The sequence below is a fragment of the Streptomyces sp. NPDC091412 genome (assembly GCF_044756885.1).
Taxonomy (GTDB): domain Bacteria; phylum Actinomycetota; class Actinomycetes; order Streptomycetales; family Streptomycetaceae; genus Streptomyces.
Window position 1 is genome coordinate 99744 of sequence record NZ_JBIVTV010000009.1, and the last position, 22427, is coordinate 122170.

Annotated in this window: 18 protein-coding genes; 11 read left to right on the forward strand and 7 right to left on the reverse strand. The window is 72.1% G+C overall.

All coding sequences use genetic code 11. The annotated features are described in order from the left end of the window. Positions 1-7: 7 nt before the first annotated feature. On the reverse strand, positions 8-1801 hold the full coding sequence (locus ACIQMV_RS22530) for a bifunctional metallophosphatase/5'-nucleotidase (RefSeq protein WP_402594992.1): 1794 nt from the start codon (positions 1799-1801) through the stop codon (positions 8-10). Positions 1802-2246: 445 nt separating this feature from the next. Here ACIQMV_RS22530 and ACIQMV_RS22535 point away from each other — a divergent pair, with 445 nt between their 5' ends. Continuing rightward, positions 2247-3272, forward strand: a complete 1026-nt coding sequence (locus ACIQMV_RS22535; protein ID WP_402594993.1) for a cytochrome c oxidase assembly protein — start codon at positions 2247-2249, stop codon at positions 3270-3272. Between the two features lie 259 nt (positions 3273-3531). Next, a complete protein-coding gene (locus tag ACIQMV_RS22540; protein WP_141355574.1) occupies positions 3532-3897 on the forward strand; it encodes a cupin domain-containing protein in 366 nt (121 codons plus the stop codon). A 33-nt stretch (positions 3898-3930) separates the two neighbouring features. Here the strand turns inward: ACIQMV_RS22540 and ACIQMV_RS22545 are convergent, their stop codons facing one another. From ACIQMV_RS22545 to rhaI, 6 genes are all read right to left on the reverse strand, one after another. Then, on the reverse strand, positions 3931-4614 hold the full coding sequence (locus ACIQMV_RS22545; protein WP_402594995.1) for a lactate utilization protein C: 684 nt from the start codon (positions 4612-4614) through the stop codon (positions 3931-3933). Next, a complete protein-coding gene (locus ACIQMV_RS22550) occupies positions 4611-6113 on the reverse strand; it encodes a lactate utilization protein B (protein ID WP_402594996.1) in 1503 nt (500 codons plus the stop codon). The genes ACIQMV_RS22545 and ACIQMV_RS22550 overlap by 4 nt, the downstream gene beginning before the upstream one ends. Continuing rightward, entirely contained in the window at positions 6110-6865 is a 756-nt protein-coding gene (locus ACIQMV_RS22555) for a (Fe-S)-binding protein (RefSeq protein ID WP_402594998.1), read from the reverse strand. The genes ACIQMV_RS22550 and ACIQMV_RS22555 overlap by 4 nt, the downstream gene beginning before the upstream one ends. A 155-nt stretch (positions 6866-7020) precedes the next feature. Beyond that, the gene (locus ACIQMV_RS22560) at positions 7021-8463 is read right to left on the reverse strand and encodes a rhamnulokinase family protein (RefSeq protein ID WP_402595204.1); all 1443 of its coding nucleotides are present in this window, start codon (positions 8461-8463) and stop codon (positions 7021-7023) included. Between the two features lie 8 nt (positions 8464-8471). Next, a complete protein-coding gene (locus tag ACIQMV_RS22565; RefSeq protein ID WP_402594999.1) occupies positions 8472-10511 on the reverse strand; it encodes a bifunctional aldolase/short-chain dehydrogenase in 2040 nt (679 codons plus the stop codon). Positions 10512-10577: 66 nt separating this feature from the next. Next, positions 10578-11738, reverse strand: coding sequence for an L-rhamnose isomerase (gene rhaI / locus ACIQMV_RS22570; protein ID WP_402595000.1), 1161 nt, complete (start codon positions 11736-11738; stop codon positions 10578-10580). Positions 11739-12027: 289 nt separating this feature from the next. On the opposite strand from rhaI, the gene ACIQMV_RS22575 reads away from it, so the two are divergent. The 9 genes from ACIQMV_RS22575 to ACIQMV_RS22615 all read left to right on the forward strand — a co-directional run bounded on the left by ACIQMV_RS22575 (position 12028) and on the right by ACIQMV_RS22615 (position 22332). After that, on the forward strand, positions 12028-13542 hold the full coding sequence (locus ACIQMV_RS22575; protein ID WP_402595002.1) for a sugar ABC transporter ATP-binding protein: 1515 nt from the start codon (positions 12028-12030) through the stop codon (positions 13540-13542). After that, complete coding sequence (locus ACIQMV_RS22580) at positions 13539-14579, forward strand: ABC transporter permease (protein ID WP_141355558.1); 1041 nt, start codon at positions 13539-13541, stop codon at positions 14577-14579. The genes ACIQMV_RS22575 and ACIQMV_RS22580 overlap by 4 nt, the downstream gene beginning before the upstream one ends. Beyond that, complete coding sequence (locus ACIQMV_RS22585) at positions 14572-15585, forward strand: ABC transporter permease (RefSeq protein ID WP_402595005.1); 1014 nt, start codon at positions 14572-14574, stop codon at positions 15583-15585. The genes ACIQMV_RS22580 and ACIQMV_RS22585 overlap by 8 nt, the downstream gene beginning before the upstream one ends. 42 nt (positions 15586-15627) lie before the next feature. Next, entirely contained in the window at positions 15628-16713 is a 1086-nt protein-coding gene (gene rhaS / locus ACIQMV_RS22590) for a rhamnose ABC transporter substrate-binding protein (protein WP_402595007.1), read from the forward strand. Positions 16714-16880: 167 nt separating this feature from the next. After that, positions 16881-17921 carry a LacI family DNA-binding transcriptional regulator gene (locus tag ACIQMV_RS22595; protein WP_402595009.1) on the forward strand — a complete coding sequence of 347 codons (1041 nt, stop codon included), beginning with the start codon at positions 16881-16883 and terminating at the stop codon, positions 17919-17921. Between the two features lie 108 nt (positions 17922-18029). Next, complete coding sequence (locus ACIQMV_RS22600) at positions 18030-19331, forward strand: alpha/beta fold hydrolase (protein WP_402595010.1); 1302 nt, start codon at positions 18030-18032, stop codon at positions 19329-19331. Positions 19332-19640: 309 nt separating this feature from the next. Continuing rightward, positions 19641-20537, forward strand: a complete 897-nt coding sequence (gene sigJ, locus ACIQMV_RS22605) for an RNA polymerase sigma factor SigJ (RefSeq protein WP_402595012.1) — start codon at positions 19641-19643, stop codon at positions 20535-20537. Between the two features lie 60 nt (positions 20538-20597). Beyond that, on the forward strand, positions 20598-21437 hold the full coding sequence (locus tag ACIQMV_RS22610; protein ID WP_402595014.1) for an alpha/beta fold hydrolase: 840 nt from the start codon (positions 20598-20600) through the stop codon (positions 21435-21437). Positions 21438-21483: 46 nt separating this feature from the next. Then, entirely contained in the window at positions 21484-22332 is an 849-nt protein-coding gene (locus tag ACIQMV_RS22615) for a pentapeptide repeat-containing protein (protein ID WP_402595016.1), read from the forward strand. The last annotated feature ends 95 nt before the right edge of the window (positions 22333-22427 follow it).

The window sequence follows — 22427 nt, forward strand, 5'->3', positions numbered from 1 at the left end:
TCGTCGCTTACTTGACGACGGTGACCCGGTCGGCTGCGGTCGGCGCGTACGGCGCGGCGGCCGAGGTGTTCGCCGTCAGGTAGTCGACCAGGGCGGCCAGGTCGTCGCTGCCGACGAGCTGGTCGGTGCCCTTGGCGAACTCGGTGAAGCCGTCACCGCCGTCGGCCAGGAAGGAGTTCATGGCGACGCGGTAGGTGGCGCTGGCGTCGATCGGCTTGCCGTCCAGCCTGATGGAGTCCTCGACGACGCGGTCGGCGCCCGTCTTGGTCAGGTCCAGGGTGTAGGTGAGGCCGGAGGAGATCTGAAGGTACTTCGGGGCGGCGGCGTTGCTGCCGCTGACCTGCTGCTTCAGTACGGTGATCAGCTGCGCGCCGGTCAGGTTCTTGAGGTTGACCGTGTTGCTGAAGGGCTGCACCGCGAAGCCCTCGCCGAAGGTCACCACGCCGTCGCCCTCCTTGCCGGAGGCGGCGTAGACCAGGTCGGCACGGATGCCGCCCGGGTTCATCAGCGCCACGACGGCACGGCTGTCCAGCGACTTGGCGTGCGCCAGCTGCGCGTCCGCGATCAGGTCGCCCAGCGGCGACTCGACGGCACCGGTGCGGGTGACGTCCTTGGTGATGTACCCGACCGGCTTGTTGGCGACCGGCGCGGCCAGGGTCTGCCAGTAGTCGAGCAGCTGCGTCAGGTCGGCCGCCTTGGACTGGGTCCGGTCGACGACGCGGTTGGAGCCCTTGACCGTGGCGCGGACGATGTCCTCGGTGCGCGGGTCGTACTTCATGTTCAGCTCGGTGAAGAGCCGGCCGTAGGAGGCGGCGCTCGTCACCAGACGGGGGTGGCCCGCCGGGTCCGGGATGGAGCAGACGTACGCGTTGTGGGTGTGGCCGGTGACGAGGGCGTCGACCTCCGGCGCGACCTTCTTGGCGATGTCCACGATGGGACCGCTCAGCCCGGTGCTGCCGCCCGCGTCGCAGTCGTAGTTGTACGCCGAGGAAGCCGGGAACCCGCCCTCGTGGACGAGCGCGACGATCGCGTGGATGCCCTGCTGCTGGAGTTCCTTGGTGTACTTGTTGATCGTCTCGGCCTCGTCGAGGAACTTCAGTCCCTTGACGCCCGCGGCCGTGACGACGTCCGGGGTGCCCTTGAGGGTGACGCCGATGAAACCGACCTTCGCGCCCTTGACGTTCTGGACGACGTACGGCTTGAGAAGCGGCTTGCCGGTCTTCTCGTTGATCACATTGGCCGACAGGATCGGGTAGTCGGCGCCCTTGAACTTGCGTCCCTGGTCGTAACAGCCGTCGACCGGGTGGCAGCCGCCGTTCTGGAGGCGGAGCAGCTCGTCCTTGCCCTCGTCGAACTCGTGGTTGCCCACGCCCGTGACGTCCAGGCCGAGCTTGTTCATCGCCTCGACGGTCGGCTCGTCGTGGAAGAGGCCGGACAGCAGCGGGCTGGCGCCGACGATGTCGCCGGCGGCGACGGTCAGCGACCGGTCGTGGCCCTTGCGCGCGGTGCGCAGGCTGCTCGCCAGGTACTCCACGCCGCCGGCGTCGATGTCCTTCGTGGTGCCGTCGGCCTGCCGCTCGGTGACCCGGCCGGAGGATCCGGCCGGCGGCTCCAGGTTGCCGTGGAAGTCGTTGATGGCGAGGAGCTGGAGGTCCTTCAAGGGGGCCGAGTTGGCGTCGGAGCCGGCCTGCGCGGGGTTGGCCGCGACGAGAGCACCGGCGGTGGCCAGCGTGGCGGCCGTGGCGAGAGCCGCTATGAGGGCTCTTCGCGGAGCCGGGCGGCGGGAGTGGGTCGGCGACATGGTGCTCCTGATGTGACTGGAAAGAGTGGGGGCAGCAGGCCGCAGCCTAGAGTCAACGCGCGTAGTTGTCAGGAACTTCGTGGTTACGGAGAGGTTTCCATCTGGCGGACGTTTGCAGTTCAGGGCGATTTTGAGTGATTCGCGCGGACGTCGGAGGCGGATCGTCGCGGTAAGCCCACGGTGAGGAATCCGTGAGAAGTCGTCTCCCGGCCAGGGGGCGCGACGACGCCCTCGGGGCGGCCCGTCCGACCCGCGTCGCACCCTCGGAATGTCCGGCTTCCAGGCGGTTCGGCCCGTCGAGCGGTCCCGTCCCGGGTGTGGTGCCGTGTTGACGCGACGCGCCGGACGCCCTCACCCCGCCGCCCCGGGAGCGGCCGCCGGCGACTACCGTCCGCAGGGGACATGAACCGACTCGTCCCCTGTGGGCGGATGGAGAGCGATACGCATGATTCCTGAGGCGGTGACCGAACTGTCGGCCGGGCAACTCGCCGAACCGACCCTCGGTCGTCTGCTGTCCTCGTGGCAGGCCGACGTCCCGGCGCTGGCCGTGGTGGCCGTCCTGGGCGGACTGTACGGCTGGGGCGTGCTGCGGCTGAGCAGACGCGGCAGGAGCTGGCCGCCCGCCCGTACCGCCGCCTTCGCGCTGCTCGGACTGGGCACGCTGGTGGTGGCCACGATGTCGGCGCTGGCCGTGTACGACCACGTCCTGTTCTGGCCCGCCGCCGTGCAGAACATCCTGCTCGACCTGGTCGCTCCCCTCGGCCTGGCCCTCGGCGACCCGCTGCGGCTCGCGGTGGAGGCGCTGCCGGAGGCCAGGGCGGAGCGGGTCCGTCGGGCGATGACCGGGCGGCTGGTGCGGGTGCTCACCTTTCCCCTGGTCAGTACGGCCCTCGTGCTCGCCAGCGAGCTCGTCGTGTACTTCACGCCGTACTTCGCCACCGCGCTGCGCGTCGGCTGGCTGCACGAGCTGATGTACCTGCATCTGCTCACCGCGGGCTGTCTGTTCGTCGTCCCGGTGCTCACCCACGAGCGGGCGCTGCCGTCCTGGTGCACCCATCCGGTGCGGGCCGCGCTGGTGTTCCTGGACGGCATCGTCGACGCGGTACCGGGTGTCGTGGTGATGACCCACGGGACGCTGATCGCGGGGGCCTGGTACCAGCACCACGCGCCCGCCTGGGCCACGGACGTCCACCACGACCAGCAGATCGGCGGCGGCGCGATGCTCAGCATCGCCGAACTGGTCGCGCTTCCCTTCATCCTGGCGATCCTGGTGCAGTGGGCGCGTGCCGAACGCGTCCAGAACGCCGCCCTCGACCGCCGCCTCGACCAGGAACTCGCCCGCGTCGCCGTACCGTCCCGGCAGGCCGGCGAACAGGTCCCGGCGTCCGCGCCCGCACTCGTCCGCCCCTGGTGGGAGACCGAGCAGAACGAGGTGGCCGACAGGATCAGGCGGCAGCGCGGCACGGGCTGAGCCCCGTTCCACCCGCAGGGTGACGGCACACATGGGCAGCCGTCGAACGAACTGTCCCGTGGTCCGGTCAACAGTTTTCGCCCGGCGGCCCGGACCCGTCCGGGAGCCGTGCCCGTCCGTGGGAGCCGAATGGCGAGGGCCATTCGGCGGGGAGACGATGAGAGCGCGGGGCTCGGCCCCGCCGGTACCGTGCGCCTCGTGCGGGGACGGAGACCGGCCCCGGCCGCAGGGATCAACGGCCGGAAGGGAGATCACCGTCATGCTGGAAGTGAAGACGGTCGAGAAGCCGGACGAGCGGCGCGACTTCCCACGGGGCCACCTCGAAGCCGTCCACCTCACGGGACTCGACTTCGCCGTGGCCACCTTCGAACCGGGCTGGCGCTGGTCCGAGTCGGTCGGCCCGATCGCCGGGACGCGCAGCTGCCTGGTCCACCACAACAGCTATGTCGTACAGGGCCGCATGCACCTGGCCATGGACGACGGCGGCGAGGCCGAGGTGGGCCCGGGCGACGCCTTCGTCTGCTCGCCCGGACACGACGCCTGGGTCGTGGGCGACGAGCAGGTCGTGCTGTACGACTTCGCGGGGCCCATGGCACAGCGGTACGCGAAGCCGGGCGGGGTGTAGACGCCGGGGCGGACAGGACATCGCCGGACGACGTCACTCACCGCTCACCAGCACCACCTCCAGGGTGCGCGGCCCGTGCACGCCCTCCACCCGGTCCAGTTCGATGTCACTGGTGGCGGAGGGGCCGGAGATCCAGGTCAGCGGCCGGGTCGGGTCGAGGCGCTCCAGTGCCTGCGGCACGGAGGAGACGACCTGGCCCGGGACGCGCACCACACAGATGTGGTGGTCGGGGACGAGCGTGATCCGGCGCCGGCCCTGATCGGGGGAACCGTCCAGGACGAGGGTGCCGGTCTCGGCGACGGCGACAGCGCAGCCGGTGACGACGCTGTCGACCCGGTCGAGTTCGTGCGGGGTGCTGTCCGGCCGGTCCGCGACCAGGGTGACCTCGATGGCGGTCAGCCAGCCCCGCTCCAGTCCGGGCGGCACCAGGACGGTGTTCGAGCCCCGTTCGCCGAGCAGGTGGGCGATCAGCCGGGGCAGCCCCTCCGCGTCGCAGCGGTGCACGATCGCCCGGTAGTCGGCCAGGTTCTCGGCGAGCAGGTCCACCGTCTCCTCGGTGCTCCGGTCGCCGTGCTGCCGCAGATAGTCGCGGGAGACCTCCCGCTCGTACCGGGGGTGCCTCCCGGGCCGTTCGGGCACTGGTGGGGGAGCGTCGTCCGGAGGTACGTCCACCAGGGCGCGCCGTACCCGGCCCAGGATCCGGTCCCTGCTGCTCACTGCGCGTCCTTTCCGCCGGGTCCGCCGTGCGTGCGCTGCCACCAGTCGCGGAACGGCTCCGCCGGCACCGGCGGCAGATCGCGGGTGCCGGTCCAGGCCCGGCCGGGGCCGGGCAGGGTGCGGGGGTGGAAGCGGCGGGTGCGGGAGGCGAGTCGCTGGCCGCCGCGCAGCGCGCCGGGGCGGGTCAGGGCCCAGCGGGCCGCGCGCATGGCCGCGCGCTCGGCGGCGTGCCCCTTGGCCGGTTTGAGGAGCACCTTGTTGCCCGCGTGCGTGGCCGGGCCCCCCTCGACGACACGTTCGCGCAGGTGGACCAGCACCTCGGGGATGTCGATGGCCACCGGGCACACCTCGTAGCAGGCGCCGCACAGTGAGGACGCGTACGGCAGGGAGGCGTCGATCTCGCTTGCCGTGCCGCGCAGTTGGGGGCTGAGGATGGCGCCGATCGGGCCGGGGTAGACCGAGCCGTAGGCGTGTCCGCCGGCCCGCTCGTAGACCGGGCAGACGTTCAGGCAGGCCGAGCAGCGGATGCAGCGCAGGGCCTGGCGGCCGACCTCGTCGGCGAGGGTGTCGGTGCGGCCGTTGTCCAGCAGCACCAGGTGGAACGTCTCGGGCCCGTCGCCGTCGGTGGTGCCGGTCCACATGGACGTGTACGGGTTCATCCGCTCGGCCGTCGAGGAGCGGGGGAGTGTCTGGAGGAAGACTTCCAGGTCGCGCCAGGTGGGCACGATCTTCTCGATGCCGACGACCGAGATCAGCGTCTCGGGCAGGGTCAGGCACATCCGCCCGTTCCCCTCGGACTCCACCACCACCAGCGTGCCCGTCTCGGCGACGACGAAGTTGGCTCCGGAGATGCCGACCTTGGCGCGCAGGAACTTCTCCCGCAGGTGCAGCCGCGCGGCCTCGGCGAGTTCGGCGGGCGCGTCGGTGAGGCCCTCGGGGGCCGGGCGGCCCCACCGGCTCATCTCGGAGCGGAAGATGTCCCGGATCTCGCCGCGGTTGCGGTGGATCGCGGGCACGAGGATGTGCGAGGGCCGGTCGTGGCCCAACTGCACGATCAGCTCGGCGAGATCGGTCTCGTAGGCCCGGATGCCCGCGGCCTCGAGGGCCTCGTTGAGGCCGATCTCCTGGGTGGCCATCGACTTGACCTTGACGACCTCGCTCTCGCCCGTGGCCTTGACCAGTCCGGCCACGATCCGGTTGGCTTCGTCGGCGTCGGCGGCCCAGTGGACGGTGCCGCCCGCGGCGGTGACCGCCTCCTCCACCCGCACCAGATACCAGTCCAGATGACGCAGGGTGTGGTCCTTGATCTGCCGTCCCGCCGCACGCAGCGCCGCCCAGTCCGGCATCTCCGCCACGGCCGCCGCCCGCTTGGCGCGGATGGTGTGGGTGGCGTGGCGCAGATTGCCGCGCAGGGTGGTGTCGCGCACGGCGTCGTGCGCGGCCCGGGGGAAGGCGGGGAACGCCGGGGAGCCGGGCATTCCCACGAACGTCGTGCTCATGCCGCGGCCTCCTCCTCCGTGCCGGCCAGGATCTCCGCGATGTGCACCGGCCGCATGCCTGTCCCGAGGCGGGCCATCGTGCCGCCGATGTGCATCAGGCACGAGTTGTCGCCCGCGCACAGCACCTCCGCGCCCGTCGACTCGGCGTTGCGCACCTTGTCGGCGCCCATCGCCGCCGAGACGTCGGGGTTCTTCACCGCGAAGGTGCCGCCGAAACCGCAGCACTCCTCGGCCCCCGGCAGCTCCAGCAGTTCCAGCCCCTTCACCGCGCGCAGCAGCCGCAGCGGACGGTCGCCCAGGCCCAGGCTGCGCAGCCCGTGGCAGGTCGGGTGATAGGTCACCGTGTGCGGGTAGTACGCGCCCACGTCCGTCACCCCGAGCACGTCCACCAGGAACTCCGTCAGTTCGTACGTCCTGGGCACCACCGGGGCCAGGGTGTCCGCGAGCCCGCCCCCGCGTCCCTCCGCCCGTGCCCGCGCGCCCATGCGCGGATACAGCTCCCGCACCATCGCACCGCAGGAACCGGACGGGGTCACGACCGCCTCGTAGTCCCGGAAGACATCGGCGAAACGCCGGGCCAGCGGCTCGGCCTCGTGCCGGTACCCGGCGTTGTAGTGCGCCTGTCCGCAGCAAGTCTGGGCCATCGGGAAGTCCACCTCCACGCCCAGTCTGGTCAGGAGTTTCACCACCGCGCGCCCGGTGTCCGGATAGAGCGTGTCGTTGACGCAGGTCAGGAACAGAGCGACACGCATCGCGGCTCCTCGTGGTCGGTCGGCGGACGCGTGAGGGGGGCACCTCCCACACGCGTTCAGCGTAGTGGGGGGCGTAGTCGGGCGAGGGGCCCGACGGGAGACTCCGTTTCCGGCGTGGCGAGGACCGCGGGCTCCCGGCCCGGCGAAGCGGCGGCTCACGGCGTGACGGCGGCGAGCCGGGCCTCGGCCGCGCGCCAGGCCGCCGCGTCGCCGCCCGGCTCGTACCGCACGAGCGGCTGTGTCCGGGCGAGCAGGGTCCGCATCCCGGCCCGGTCGCCGACGAGCCCGTGCGTCCGGGCCTGCACCAGGACGTTGCCGAGGGCCGCCGCCTCGGCCGGCCCGGCGACCACGGGCAGCCCGCAGGCGTCGGCGGTCAGCCGGCACAGCAGGGCGTTGCGGGCGCCCCCGCCCACGATGTGCACGACGTCGACGGGCCGGTCGGCCAGCCGCCGCGCCTCGGCGACCGCCCGGCGGTGGGCGAGGGCGAGGGAGTCGAGGACGCAGCGGGCGATCTCGGCGGGGGAGCCGGGCACCGGCTGACCGGAGGCCCGGCAGGCCGCCGCGATCCGCTCCGGCATCCGGCCCGGCGCGAGGAAGGCGGCGTCGCCCGCGTCCACGACCGACCGGAGCGCGGGCACCTCGGCAGCCTCCCGCAGCAGCTCGCCCAGATCCGGGTCGCCCCAGGCCCGTACGCACTCCTGGAGCAGCCACAGCCCCATGATGTTGCGCAAGTAGCGGACCGTGCCGTCGAGCCCGAGCTCGTTGGTGAAGTTGGCGGCGCGGCTGTCCTCGGTGAGCACCGGCGCGTCCAGCTCCAGGCCGGCCAGCGACCAGGTGCCCGTGCAGATGTACGCGAAGCCTTCCCCGCCGGCGGGCACGGCGGCCACCGCGGACGCCGTGTCGTGCGAGGCGACGGTCGTCACCGGCACGGGCCCGCTCAGCCCGGTCTCCCGCAGCACCTCGGGCCGCAGCACGCCCGCCGGATCCCCGGGCCGGCGCAGCGGCGCGAACAGGTCCAGGTCGATGCCCAGCCGGGCCGCGACCTCGTACGACCAGTCGTGCGTGCGCGGGTCGACGAGCTGGGTGGTCGAGGCGTTGGTGAGTTCGGTGCCCTGCTCGCCCGTCAGCCAGTACGTCAGCAGGTCGGGGAGCAGCAGCAGACGTCGCGCGGTGGCGAGTTGGGGAGAGGAGCGGGCCGCCGCCAGCTGGTACAGGGTGTTGAAGGGCGCGTACTGGATGCCGGTCGCCGCGTACAGCTCGGCGGCCGGCATCGTCGCCCGGACCTTCCGCGCCACGCCCTCGGTGCGCGCGTCGCGGTAATGGACGGGATTGCCGAGCAGGGCGCCGTCCGCGTCGAGCAGGCCGTAGTCCACGGCCCAGCCGTCGATGCCGATGGAGTCCACCCGGCCCGCCGCCCGCAGCCCGTCCAGCACCCCGGCGTACAGGCTGAGCACGTCCCAGCGCAGACCCTCGGGAAGCCGCACCGGCCGATTGGGGAAGCGGTGCGCTTCGGTCAGCTCCAACCGGTCGCGGCCGACCCGGCCGACCATGACCCGGCCACTGGACGCGCCGAGGTCGACGGCGGCGTACGCCTTCACGTCCGGGCTCATCGCAGGAAGGCGGCCGCGACGCCGGCGTCGACCGGGACGTGCAGCCCCGTGGTGTGGGTCAGCTCCCCGCCGGTCAGCGCGAAGACGGCGTTCGCGACGTGCTCAGGCAGCACCTCCCGCTTCAGCAGCGTCCGCTGGGCGTAGAACTCGCCGAGCTTCTCCTCCGGCACTCCGTACACGGCGGCCCGCTGTGCGCCCCAGCCACCCGCGAAGATTCCGGAGCCGCGGACGACCCCGTCCGGGTTGACCCCGTTGACCCGGATCCCGTGTTCACCCAACTCAGCCGCCAGTAGCCGCACTTGATGTGCCTGGTCGGCCTTGGTGGCCGCGTAGGCGATGTTCTTGGGCCCGGCGAACACGGCGTTCTTGGAAGCGATGTAGACGATGTCACCGCCCAGTCCCTGCGCGATCATCACCCGCGCCGCTTCCCGCGAGACCAGGAACGACCCGCGCGCCATGACGTCGTGCTGGAGGTCCCAGTCCTCGGCCGAGGTCTCCAGCAACGGCTTGGAGACCGAGATGCCGGCGTTGTTGACGACCAGGTCCACCCCGCCGAAGGCGAGGAGCGCCGCCTCGAAGGCACCCGCGATCTGCTCCTCGTCCGTCACGTCCACCGTCACGGCGACCGCCTTGTCGGGCCCGCCCAGCTCCTCGGCGACGGCGGCGGCGTTGCGAGCGTTCAGATCGGCGACCACGACGCACGCGCCTTCGTCGACGAGCCGCCGCGCGATCGCCCTGCCGATGCCGCTGCCCGCGCCGGTGACGAGTGCGACGCGTGTCGCGAGGGGCTTCGGCGCGGGCATCCGCCGGAGTTTGGCCTCCTCCAGCGCCCAGTACTCGATACGGAACTTCTCCGACTCCTCGATCGGCGCGTACGCCGACACGGCCTCCGCGCCCCGCATGACGTTGACGGCGTTGACGTAGAACTCGCCGGCCACCCGGGCCGTCTGCTTGTCCTTGCCGAAGGAGAACATGCCGACGCCCGGCACGAGCACGATGGCCGGGTCCGCGCCGCGCATCGCGGGGGAGTCGGGCAGGGCATGCCTCCGGTAGTAGGCGGTGTACTCCTCGCGGTACTCGGCATGCAGCTCCTTCAGCCGGGCGATCGCCTGCGCGGGCGGAGCCGTCGGCGGCAGGTCGAGCACGAGCGGCCGGATCTTGGTCCGCAGGAAGTGGTCGGGACAGGAGGTGCCGAGCGCGGCGAGCCGCGGATGCCGGGCACGGGAGAGGAAGTCGAGCACGACGTGCGCATCGCTGAAGTGCCCGACCTGGGCCCTGTCCCGCGAGGCGATCGCGCGTACATGGGGCGCCAGGGCGGCGGCCCGCTCCCTCCGCTCGTCCTCGGGCAGCGCCTCGTACCCCGCGACGACCGCCCCGAACGGTTCGGGCTTCCCGCGTTCGGCGAGGAAGTCCCCGGCGGTGCGGATGATGTGCAGCGAGTTGCGCTCGCACTCCTCGGAGTCCGCGCCCCACGCGGTGATCCCGTGCCCGCCGAGCACACAGCCGATCGCCCGCGGATTGGCCTCCCTGACCGCCGCGATGTCCAGCCCCAGCTGGAACCCGGGCCGCCGCCACGGCACCCACACCACACGGTCCCCGAAGCACTCGGCGGTCAGCTTCTCCCCGTCGGCGGCACAGGCGAGGGCGATACCGGAGTCGGGGTGCAGATGGTCCACGTGCGGGGCGCCGACCAGCCCGTGCATGGCGGTGTCGATGGAGGGAGCCGCCCCTCCCCTGCCGTGCAGGCAGTAGTCGAACGCGGCGACCATCTCGTCCTCGCGCTCGACACCCGCGTAGACGTCCTTCAGCGCCCGCAGCCGGTCCAGCCGCAGCACGGCGAGCCCGGCCTCGGTGAGTGTCCCGAGGTCGCCCCCGGACCCCTTCACCCACATCAGCTCCACGTCAGCGCCGGTGACAGGATCGGTGCCGGTGCCCTTCGCGGACGCGTTGCCGCCCGCGTAGTTGGTGTTACGGGGATCGGCGCCGAGCCGATGGGACCGGGCGAGAAGGGCGGAGGCTTCGGGGTGAAGTGACATACGGGGTTCCCTTCAGGAGAGGGGAGTACAGGACAAGAGGGCGTACTCGGCGGACGATTCCCGGAACTACGCCCCCCACCCGGCCGGCCGGCCCCCCACCCGATCGGCGACGATCTTCTCCGCCCACCCCGACCGGCGATACGCCGCAAGCGGCTCGGGGTCCAGTCCCATCTCCTCCCGCACCTCACGCAGCAACGGCCGGACGTCCGTGTTGTACGCGTCCATCAGGACGGCGTTGGCCTCGAGCACATCCCCGGAGTCCTGTGCGGCGGACAACGCGTTCCGGTCCACCAGCAACGCCTTGGCCGTCGCCTCCTGGACGTTCATCACGGACCGGATGATCGCCGGGATCTTCGCCTCGACGTTGTGGCACTGGTCGAGCATGAACGCGACCTCGGACGTGAACCCGCCCCCGCGCACCACCTCGTACATGATCCGGAACAGCTGGAAGGGATCGGCCGCGCCCGCCATCAGGTCGTCGTCGGCGTAGAACCGGGAGTTGAAGTCGAACCCGCCGAGCCTCTCCTCCCGCAGCAGGGTGGCGACGATGAACTCGATGTTCGTGCCCGGGGCGTGGTGCCCGGTGTCCACCACGACCCGCGCCTTCGGTCCCAGCTTCAGGCAGTGTGCGTACGCCGTTCCCCAGTCCGGGACGTCCGTGGTGTAGAAGGCCGGCTCGAAGAGCTTGTACTCCAGCAGCATCCGCTGCCGCTCGCCGAGCCGCTCGTACACCTCGGCCAGCCCCTGGGCCAGCCGGTCCTGCCGTCCCCGCACGTCGTCCTGGCCGGGGTAGTTCGTGCCGTCGGCGAACCAGAGCTTCAGATCGCCGGATCCGGTGGCGTCCATGATGTCGACGCACTCCAGCAGGTGGTCGACCGCCTTGCGCCGCACCGCCGCGTCCGGATGGCAGACGCTGCCGAGCTTGTAGTCGTCGTCCTGGAAGGTGTTGGAGTTGATCGCGCCCAGCGTCAGGCCGCGGTCCTCGGCGTGCCGGGCGAGCGCCGCGTAGTCGTCGACCCTGTCCCACGGGATGTGCAGCGCGACGGCCGGCGCGACGCCGGTGACGGCGTGCACCTGGGCCGCGTCGTCCACCTTCTCCCAGGGCGTTCGCGGCACGCCCGCCTGCGCGAACACCTTGAAGCGGGTCCCCGAGTTCCCGTACGCCCACGACGGCGTCTCGACGGCCTGGGTCTTGAGGGCGGCCTTCACCGCGGCGAGCTCGGTCACTGCAGGGCTCCTGTGACGTCGGGTCGAAAGTCTGCTGACAGGCCTTGGCGGGTATCTGAACAGCCTCTCGTGAAACGATTCAGAAGTGGAAGCTATGAGTCGTCGACGGGGGTGTCAACCCTTCCGGTGCGGGCAGCCTCTCGTAATTCCTCTGAATCTTCGATCCCGTGATGTTTTCGATCCGCACCCATTGACGTGCCGTCGGCTCCTTGCCTAACGTCCCGGCAACCAAGTTGAAACCTTTCACGACGTGGGGCGGACCTTCCGCAGGCGTCGTCGAGGAGCCCCCATGACTCACCCGTCCGACACGGGTCCGGCCCCGGTGCTGGCGCTCAGGGACATCTCGAAGTCCTTCGGTGCGGTGCGTGCCCTCAGGAACGTGTCCCTGGAGCTGCTGCCGGGAGAGGTGCACGCGCTCGCCGGGGAGAACGGCGCGGGCAAGTCGACCCTCATCAAGACCCTGGCCGGGGTGCACCGGCCCGACGCCGGCCAGGTGCTGCTCGACGGCGAGCCCGTCGTCCTCCACGGCCCGGGCGACGCCCGCGACGCCGGCATCGCCGTCATCCACCAGGAACCGACGCTCTTCCCCGACCTGTCGATCGCCGAGAACATCTTCATGGGCCGCAGGCCCCGGCGGGCCCTGGGCCGTATCGACCACAAGGCCACCCACGAGGCCACCCGCGCGCTGATGGGACGCCTCGGCGTCGACCTCGATCCCGACCGTCCCGCACGCGGACTGTCCATCGCCGACCAGCAGATCGTCGAGATCGCCAAGGCGCTCTCCTTCGACGCCCGCGTCCTGATCATGGACGAGCCGACCGCGGCGCTGACCGGCAGTGAGGTCGCCCGCCTCTTCGACGTCGTGCGCGCCCTGCGCGACCAGGGCGCCGCCGTGCTGTTCGTCTCGCACCGTCTGGAGGAGATCTTCGAGATCTGCCGGCGGGTGACGATCCTGCGCGACGGTGCCCGGATCGCCGGCGAGCCGCTGGACGGCATGACCGAGGACGACCTCGTGCGGCGCATGGTCGGCCGCGACCTCGACGCGCTCTACCCCAAGCAGGACGTGGCACCGGGCGAAGTCGCGCTCAGCGTGCGCCGGCTGACCCGAGAGGGCGTCTTCACCGATGTCTCCTTCGACGTGCGGCGCGGCGAGATCGTGGGCCTCGCCGGACTGGTCGGCGCCGGGCGCACGGAGGTCGCCCGCGCCGTCTTCGGCATCGACCGCTGGGACGCCGGCGAGGTCGAGGTCGACGGACGCCGGCTCACCAACGGCGCCCCGTCCACCGCGATGGCCGCCGGGCTCGCCCTGGTCCCCGAGGACCGGCGCGCCCAGGGCTTGGTGATGAACATGTCCATCGAGCGCAACATCGGCCTCACCGGACTCCGCACGACGGTGAGGGCCGGCCTGATGGACCGCGGCGCGGAACGCAGCCGCTCCCTGGACTGGGCCGTCAGGCTCCGGGTCAAGTACGCCCGGATCGCCGACACCGTCTCCACCCTCTCCGGCGGCAACCAGCAGAAGGTCGTCCTCGCCAAGTGGCTCGCCACCGGTCCCAAGGTGCTCATCGTCGACGAGCCGACCCGCGGCATCGACGTCGGCACCAAGGCCGAGGTGCACCGGCTGCTCGGTCAACTGGCCGCCGACGGGGTCGCCGTCCTGATGATCTCCTCCGACCTGCCCGAGATCCTCGGCATGGCCGACCGGGTGCTCGTGATGCACGAGGGCCGGCTGACCGCCGAGATCCCCCGCTCCGACGCCACCGAGGAAACCGTGATGGCCGCAGCCACGGGGAGGGCCGCGTGACCGCGACCGCCCCCAAGCCCGCCTCCGCCGCCGAGGCGCACCGATCCAGTGGCACCCGGCTGGTCGACCGCGTGTTCACCATGCGTGAACTCGCCATCCTGGTCGTCCTCCTGGCGCTGATCGCCGTCGCCCAGGCGGGCAACAGCGCATTCCTGTCCGAGCAGGGCGTCAAGGACCTGCTGCTGAACGCGACCATCCTGGTGCTGGTCGCCACCGGCCAGTCCCTGGTCGTCATCACCCGCAACGTCGACCTGTCGGTCGGCTCCACGCTCGGCATCAGCGCCTTCGCCGCCGGTACCTGGCTGCAGGGCGGCGGCAACCCCGTGGTGGCGGTGATCCTTGCGGTGCTCCTCGGTACCGGCTTCGGTCTGCTGAACGGGCTCCTCGTCAGCCTCGGCCAGGTGCCCGCGCTCGTCGTCACCCTCGGCACGCTCTACATCATCCGGGGTGTCGACTCCGTCTGGGTCGGCTCCCGCCAGATCACCGCGGCCGACCTGCCCGGCGGTTTCGTCGACTTCGGCTCCGGCGGGATCGGGACGGTGCCGTACCCGGCGCTGATCGCCCTCGCCGTCCTGGTGGCGACGGCGTACTACCTCAAGCACTACGGCAGCGGCCGCGAGCTGTACGCGCTCGGCTCCAACCCGGAGGCCGCCCGGCTCGCCGGCATCCCGGTGCGCAAGCGCGTCCTGGCCGCCTACACCTTCTGCGGCGGCCTCGCCGGTCTGGCCGGGGCGATGTACCTGGCCCGGTTCGGCAACGTCGACTCCGGCACCGGCAGTGGATACGAACTCACCGTCGTCAGCGCGGTCGTGGTCGGCGGCGTGGTCTTCACCGGCGGCTCCGGCAGCGTGTACGGCGCGGCCCTCGGCGCCCTGCTGCTGACCTCCGTCAACAGTGTGCTGCCCGCCCTCGGCGTCAGCTCCGTCTGGGTGCTGGCGATCAACGGTCTGCTGCTCCTGCTCGCCATCGCGGTCGACCGCGTCGTCGCGCTGCGCGTGGCGTCGGCCCTGAAGAAGAGGAACGCCCGCCATGGCTGACTTCGACCTCTCGCGTGCCGTGCGCTGGGACACCGTCGTCGGTGCCCTGCTCGTCGTGGTCCTGCTGTTCTCCTTCGGCTTCGTCGACGGCTTCGGCAACGCCCTCAACCTGTCGTTCCTGATCGGCAACACCCTGCCGATCGCGCTGATCGCCCTGCCGATGACCCTCCTCGTGGTCTCCGGTGAGATCGACCTGTCGGTGGCCTCCACCGCAGGTCTGTCCGGCGCGGTGATGGGCGCCCTGTGGAACCAGGGCATGGCGATCGAGACGATCATCCCGCTGTGCCTGCTGCTCGGCGGGGTGTGCGGCCTGGTCAACGGCCTGCTGGTGACCAGGCTCGGGCTGCCGTCCCTCGCGGTGACCATCGGCACCCTCGCCGCCTACCGGGGCATCGCGCAGATCGTGCTCGGCTCCGACGCCGTGACCGACTTCCCCACCCCGTACCTGGACTTCGCTGCCGGACGGGTCGGGAACACCTTCCTCCCGCAGGCGTTCCTGCCGTTCCTGCTCCTGCTGGCGATCGCCGTGGTCACCCTGCACGCCACCCCCTTCGGACGATCGCTGTTCGCGATCGGCGCCAGCGAGGAGGCGGCCCGGTTCGCCGGCGTCCGGGTCAAGCGCGGCAAGCTGATCCTGTTCGTCGCCACCGGCTTCATGTCCGCCCTGACCGGCGTCTTCTGGGCCCTGCACTACGCCAGCGCCCGCTACGACAACGCCACCGGGCTGGAACTCTCCGTCGTCGCCGCGGTGTTGCTCGGCGGCATCGACTTCGACGGCGGGAAGGGCACACTCGGCGGCGCCGTCGCCGGTGTCTTCCTGCTGGGCGCGTCGCAGAACGTGATGAGCCTGCTGAACGTCTCCGCCCAGTCGCAGATCGTCGTCACCGGCGCGCTGCTCGTCGTCTCCGTCCTCGGCCCGCGGGTCGCACGCCAGGTCTCCGTCGCCAGGGACCGGCGCCGAGCCTCCCCGGCGCCCGAGTCGCAGGCGTCCACACCGACTTCGTAAACCGCTCCGCCCACCTCGCCACCCTCGTAAAGGACGTTCACCATGCGCAAGCCGACGATCCGCCGCACCTGCGCGGCCCTCGCCGCCGCGACCTCCCTCGCCCTGGCCGCCACCGCCTGCGGCGGCACGACCAAGAACGACGTGGGCAAGGACGGCGGCGCGGCCGCCTCCTCGGCCGGCAAGGCCGACCCGAACGCCCCGACCAAGAAGGGCCTGACCGTCGGCTTCCTGCCCAAGCAGGTCAACAACCCCTACTTCACCTCCGCCGACAACGGCGGCAGGAAGGCCCTGGAGGAACTGGGCGAGAAGTACAAGGAGGTCGGACCGTCCAGCGCCACGGACACCTCCGGCCAGGTCTCCTACGTCAACACCCTCACCCAGCAGCAGGTCGACGCGATGGCCGTGTCCGCGCAGGACCCGGGCGCCCTGTGCACCGCGCTGAAGCAGGCCATGAAGAACGGCATCAAGGTCGTCACCTACGACTCCGACACCAAGCCCGACTGCCGCAACGCCTTCGTCTCACAGGCGTCCGCCGAGGACCTCGGCCGCACCGAGGTGCAACTGCTCGCCGAGCAGATCGGCTACAAGGGCGAGATCGCGATCCTGTCCGCCGCGCAGACGGCGACGAACCAGAACACCTGGATCGACTACATGAAGCAGGAGCTGACGGACCCCAAGTACAAGGACGTCAAGCTGGTCAAGATCGCCTACGGCAACGACGACGCGCAGGCGTCCTTCCAGCAGACCCAGGGTCTGCTCCAGCAGTACCCGGACCTGAAGGGGATCATCTCCCCGACCACCGTCGGCATCAAGGCCGCCGCCCAGTACCTGTCCGGCTCCAAGTACAAGGGCAAGGTCAGGCTGACGGGCCTCGGCACCCCCAACGACATGCGCACGTACGTCAAGAACGGCACCGTCGAGGCCTTCGAGCTGTGGGACCCGGCCAAGCTCGGCGAGCTGGCCGCGTACACCGCGGTCGCCCTCTCCTCCGGACAGATCACCGGCAAGGAGGGCGAGACCTTCAAGGCCGGCGCCATGGGGTCGTACACGATCGGCGAGGACGGTCTGATCAACCTCGGCAAGCCGACCGTCTTCGACGCGAAGAACATCGACCAGTTCGACTTCTAGCGGCCGGGCGGCACCCGCCCGGACGAGGAGACGAAGCCCCTCGGCGAGGTCTTCCACCTCACCCGACCCGCATCCGGCCCCCCTCCGACCCGCGCGGATGCGCGGGGCCATGACGGTAATGTGAAGGCTCGCCCGCCGCCCCCCGCATCCCTGGAGGTTTCCGCCCGATGGCCCCATCGGTGGGTATCAAGGACGTCGCACGCGCCGCCGGTGTCTCCGTGGGCACGGTCTCGAACGTCATCAACCGTCCGGAGACCGTCGCCACCGAGACCCGGGTCCGGGTGCAGTCCGCGATCGACCGGCTCGGCTACGTCCGCAGCGAGTCCGCGCGCCAGCTGCGCGCGGGCCGCAGCCGGATCATGGGGCTGCTCGTCCTCGACATGGGCAACCCCTTCTTCGTGGACGTCGCCCGGGGCGCCGAGCGGGCGGCCCGCGCGGCCGGGCTCGGCGTGATGGTCTGCAACAGCGCGCAGAGTCCCGCGGAGGAGGCCGAGTACCTGTCCCTCTTCGCCGAACAGCGGGTGCGCGGCGTCCTGCTCACCCCGGCCGACGCCACCGGCCGCAACATCGCCGCCTTCCGCCGCCACGGCATCCCCTTCGTGCTGGTCGACCGGGTCGCCGAGGGCGCCACCGAGTGCTCGGTCTCCGTGGACGACGTGGCGGGCGGCGCGCTGGCCGTACGGCACCTGGTGGACGCGGGGCACCGCTCCCTCGCGTACGTCAGCGGCCCGCCCGGCCTGAACCAGGTCCGCGACCGCCGTACCGGCGCCCTGAACACGCTCGCCGAGGCCGGTCTCGGCCCCGAGGCGCTGCGCGAGTTGCCCACCGAGCGTCTCGACGTGGCCGCCGGACGGGACGCGGGCGCCCGCCTCCTCGGCCTCGCCGACCGGCCCACGGCCGTCTTCTGCGCCAACGACCTGCTCGCCCTCGGCGTGCTTCAGGCCATGTACGCGGCCGGGGTCCGTGTCCCCGACGACCTCGCCATCGTCGGCTACGACGACATCGAGTTCGCCGCCGCCGCGGCCGTGCCGCTCACTTCGGTCCGCCAGCCCGCGGTCACCATGGGCGCCCTGGCGGCGGAGCTGCTGCTGGAGGAGACCGAGGCGCCGGGAGCGCCGGCGGTGCACGAGCACCGGCGGGTGGTGCTCCAGCCGGAGCTGGTGGTACGCAGCTCCAGCCTGCCCGGGCGCCCACCGGCCACCCAGTGACGCGTCCACCGCGCTTTCCGTACGAATTCCGGATCCCCGTGGTCAGGCGGCGGAGGATCATGTGCTGAACTGGGACGCGGCCGTAAACCCTCCGTCCCGGGAGAACCCTTGACCGTCAGCTACCGCCACCCCGGCGTCGTCCTCACCGACCGCACCTTCACCGTGCCGCTCGACCACGACGACCCGGCCGGGGAGACGATCGAGCTCTACGCACGTGAGGCCGTCGCACGGGACAAGGCCGGCAGGGACCTCCCGTGGCTGGTCTACCTCCAGGGCGGTCCCGGCTTCGGGGCGAACCGTTTCATCGGACGGCAGGCCTGGTTCGGCCGGGCCCTGGAGGACTACCGGGTCCTGCTCCTCGACCAGCGCGGCACCGGCCACTCCACGCCCGCCAACCGCCAGACCCTGACGCTGCGCGGCGGCCCCGCCGAACAGGCCGACTACCTCACGCACTTCCGCGCCGACTCGATCGTCCGCGACTGCGAGGCGATCCGTCCCGACGTGACCGGCGGAGCGCCCTGGACCGTCCTCGGGCAGAGCTTCGGCGGCTTCTGCACCGTGAACTACCTGTCGACGCACCCCGAGGGCATGGCCGCCGCCCTGATCACCGGCGGCCTGCCCTCCCTCGACGCCCACGCCGACGACGTCTACCGGGCCGCCTACCCGCGCATCGAACGCAAGGTCGCCGCCCACTACGCCCGCTACCCGCAGGACGTCGACCGCGCCCGCCGCATCGCCGACCACCTGCTCACCCACGACGTGGTGCTCCCGAACGGCTACCGGCTGACCGTCGAGGCCTTCCAGTCGCTCGGCATCATGCTCGGCGGCGGCGACGGCAGCCACCGCCTGCACTTCCTCCTCGAGCACGCCTTCGTCCGCACCCCGAACGGCCCGGAACTGTCCGACGCCTTCCAGGAAGAGGTGCAGGGCCTGCTGTCGTACGCCGGCCACCCGCTGTACGCCCTCGTCCACGAGGCGATCTACGGCCAGGACACCCGTCCCACCGCATGGTCGGCCGAGCGGGTGCGCGCGGAGTTCCCGCAGTTCGACGCCGCCAAGGCCCTCGCCGGGGACGGGCCGGTGCTGTTCACCGGCGAGACCGTGCACCCCTGGATGTTCGACTGCGACCCGGCGCTGCGCCCGCTGCGCGAGACCGCCGGCCTGCTCGCCGCCCGCACCGACTGGCGGCCCCTGTACGACCCCGCCCGCCTGGCCGCCAACGAGGTCCCGGTCGCCGCGGCCGTGTACCACGACGACATGTACGTCGACACCGCCCACGCCCTCGGCACCGCCCGCGCGATCCGCGGCCTGCGCACCTGGGTCACCGACGAGTTCGAGCACGATGGCGTCCGGGCCGGCGGACCCCGCGTCCTGGACCGGCTGCTCGGGCTCGTCCGCGGCGACGTGTGACGTGACGTCGACGGCGCCGGCCGGTCCGCGTCCGTGACCCAGCGGCCTGGGGTCTTCCGTTTGGATCAGGCCGGATCAGGGAGCGGGGTCCGGTGCCGTGCGTCGCACGGCGGAGGAGGGCGGCAGGGCGGAGCCCTGCCGACCGACGACAACGCGGCTGGGAGTACCCCCTGCTCGAAGAGCTTGGGGGAGCGGTGCCAGGGCCCGCGAGCCCGGCATGATCCAAACGAGCGGCCCTAGGATGCTCGGTGCTCGGGACGTTCCGGCGGAACGGCGTACGGGGAACGGGGTGGGAAGGACATGTCCGGCATGACTGACGAGGAAGTCCTGGCGCGGAGCTTCGAGGAGCACCGCGGGCAGCTGCGGGCGGTGGCCTACCGCATGCTCGGCTCGGTGCCCGAGGCCGAGGACGCCGTCCAGGAGACCTGGCTGAAGCTCACCCGCACGGACACCGGCGCCATCCGGAACCTCGGCGCCTGGCTCACCACCGTGACCGGCCGGGTCTGCCTCGACCTGCTGCGGGCACGCAACGCCCGCCGCGAGGAGCCGATCGACGAGACCTTCGTGCCGGACCCCGTGATCCGGCCCCTGACACCGGCCGACCCGGAGCAGGAGGCGGTCCGGGCCGACTCGGTGGGGCTCGCCCTGCTCGTCGTCCTGGAGACGCTTCAGCCCGACGAGCGGCTGGCGTTCGTGCTCCACGACCTGTTCGCGGTGCCCTTCGACGACATCGCGCCGATCGTGGAGCGCAGCGCCCCGGCGACCCGGCAGCTCGTCAGCCGCGCCCGCCGCCGGGTGCAGGGCGCCACTCCGTCCGCCGAGGCCGACCTCGCGCGGCAGAGGCAGGTGCTCGACGCCTTTCTCGCCGCCTCGCGCGGTGGCGACTTCGAGGCGCTGGTGGCCGTCCTCCACCCGGACGTGGTGCTGAGGGTCGACTCCGGCGCGCTCGTCCGGGGCACGGCCGCCTCCAAGGTGGTCCACGGGGCCAGGACGGTGGCCGCCCAGGCGCTCACCTTCGCGCAGTACGCCGGGACGGCCCGCCTGGTGCTGGTCAACGGCTCGGTCGGGGTGGCCAACGCCCCCGAGGGCGGGCCGCGGTCGGTCATGGGCGTCGTCGTCTCCGGCGGCCGGATCACCCACCTCTACATCCTGGCCGACCCCGAACGGCTCGGGCACCTGGACCTGGCCGCCGCACGGGAGGACTGAGCGGTCCCGGACCGGGAATTCGGTTGCCCGGCGGGCGACGGCCCTGACAGGGTCGTCGCCATGCCCGGCTACCGCGCGTACGACGCGACGACGCTCGCCTACCGGGCCCTCGGAGAGGGCCCGCCGGTGATCTGCCTGCCCGGCGGACCCATGCGGGCCTCGGACTACCTCGGTGACCTCGGCGGGCTGTCCGCGCACCGGCGGCTGGTGCTGCCGGATCTGCGGGGCACCGGAGCATCGGCGGTACCGCGGGATCCCGCGAGCTACCGCTGCGACCGGCTCGTCGACGACGTCGAGGCGCTGCGCGAGCATCTGGGCGTGGAGCACGTGGACGTGCTCGCGCACTCCGCCGGCGCGAACCTGGCGGCGCTCTACGTGGCCCGCCACCCCGAACGCGTCGGCAGGCTGGCGCTGATCACGCCGAGCGTCCTGGCCGTCGGCATCGAGGTCACCGGAGAGGTCCGGCGCGCAACGGCACGGCGGCGCGAGGACGAACCGTGGTTCGCGACGGCGTACGCGGCGCTGGAGGAGATCACGGCGGGCCGGGCGACGGACGCCCACTGGCAGGCGGTGGCCCCGCTCCGCCACGGCCGCTGGCACGCGGCGGCCCGTGCCCTCGACGCCGCCGACGCCGAGCAGAAGAACGGCGAGGCCGCGGCCGCGTACGCCGCCGACGGCGCCTTCGACCCGGACGCCACGCGGGCGGCGCTCGCCCGCTTCACCTCCCCGGTGCTCGTGCTCGCCGGTGAGGTCGACCTGAACTCGCCCCCCGCCGCCATGGCCGAGTACGCCGGGCTCTTCCCGCACGCCGAACTGGTCGTCCAGCCCGGCGCGGGGCACCACCCGTGGCTCGACGACGCCGACCGGTTCGTGGCGGCCACTGCCGCCTTCCTGCGCTGAGCCGCCCGACCGGGCCCCGCACCCCAAGCTCATGAGGCTGAACAACATGCAAGATCGGAAAGACACCCGGCACGACCGGAGCGGACTGCGCGGCGACTGCGCGCGGTGCTTCGGGCTCTGCTGTGTCGCGCTGCCCTTCGCCGCCTCCGCGGACTTCGCCCTGGACAAGCCCGCGGGGAAGCCGTGCCCGAACCTTCGGGACGACCACCGGTGCGGCATCCACACGCGGCTTGGGCAGCGGGGTTTCACCGGGTGCACGGTCTACGACTGCTTCGGAGCGGGGCAGAAGGTCTCGCAGGCCGTCTTCGGTGGACGGGACTGGCGCACGGGGTCCGGGGAGGACGCCCGGCGGATGTTCGAGGTGTTCCCGGTGGTGCGGCACCTGCACGAACTGCTGTGGTACGTGACCGAGGCGCTCTCCCTGAGCGCCGCCCGTCCGGTGCACGACGAGCTGCGCCGGGCGCTGGAGCACACCGAGCACCTCACCCAGCTGCCGCCCGGGGAACTGGCCGCGCTGGACGTCGGCGCGCACCGCCGGGAGGTCAACGTCCTGCTGCTGCGCACCAGTGAGCTGGCGCGGGCCGGAGTGCGGCGCGGGAAAGGCAGGCCGAAGGACCGGCGGGGCGCGGACCTGGCCGGGGCCCGGCTGAGGGGCGCGGACCTGCGCGGGGCCAGTCTGCGCGGCGCCTGCCTGATCGCCGCCGACCTCACCGGGGCGGATCTGCGGGACGCGGACCTGATAGGTGCCGACCTGCGGAACGCGAATCTGGCCGACGCCGATCTGACCGGCGCGATCTTCCTCACCCAGCCGCAGGCCGACGCGGCGCGGGGCAGCGCCGGCACCCGGCTGCCCGGATCGGTCTCCCGTCCCGCGCACTGGACGGCGCGGAGCTGACCCGCCGCCGTCCCGCACCGGCGCCCGGTCCGCCGGTGTTGCGCCGGAGCGGGCGCCGTGCGCCGTTTCACAGTCCTCCGCGCCCGCTGGTTGCG